The sequence below is a fragment of the Pseudomonas sp. 05T35 genome (assembly GCF_056396605.1).
Map to the genome: position 1 here is coordinate 1 of NZ_JBFTLU010000847.1, position 706 is coordinate 706.

Below are 706 nucleotides of genomic sequence, written 5' to 3' on the forward strand. Positions count from 1 at the left end.
GTGGACATTGAGCGATCAAGGACATATGCCTAAGCGCTACGCCAGGCTCTCCAGTCGGGGGACCCCGGTGAACGCCATCGTTCTTAGTATGGCGGGTGCAGTGGCTTCACTGCTCAGCAGTGTGTTTGCCCCTGATACGGTTTACTTGGCCTTGGTGTCCATCTCCGGTCTGGCAGTCGTAGTCGTGTGGATGAGCATTGCTGCAAGCCAGATCGCGTTCCGTCGTCAATACGTCGCTAATGGCGGACGAGTTGAAGATCTGCATTTCCGTGTACGAGGCTATCCATGGGTACCTATCGGTGCACTGTTGTGTTGTCTGCTGGCCTGTGTGGGTATCGCTTTTGATCCTGAGCAGCGAGTGGCGCTGTATTTCGGCCTCCCCTTTATCGGATGGTGTTATTTCGTTTACTGGATCACTCGAAACAAGAGAGCGGAGCGGTTGGCTTTAGCCACAGCGGCTCATTCCTCTGGCACCGMGTGAATTTCTCAGGCAATGATTGAGCATAGATAAAGTCCTGATGAGGTTGCGCCGATGAGTCAAAAGTCACTACCACCCTTGAACTGGTTGAGGGCATTCGAAGTATCGGCGCGTTGTTTAAACTTTACCCACGCGGCGGAAGAACTCCATTTGACTCAAGGGGCTGTGAGTCAGCAGATCCGTCAGTTAGAGAGTCACTTCGGCGTGGCACTGTTCAAGCGCTTACCC

1 protein-coding gene and 1 pseudogene are annotated in these 706 nt (G+C 53.6%); both read left to right on the top strand.

Annotated elements, in window-relative coordinates; translation table 11 throughout:
• A pseudogene (locus tag AC1DH9_RS30250) lies at window positions 1-481 on the top strand (S-methylmethionine permease); the annotation flags it as partial.
• 51 nt (window positions 482-532) lie between these two features.
• Window positions 533-706 (top strand): LysR family transcriptional regulator (locus AC1DH9_RS30255; protein ID WP_477809468.1); only part of this gene is annotated, 174 nt, incomplete at its 3' end.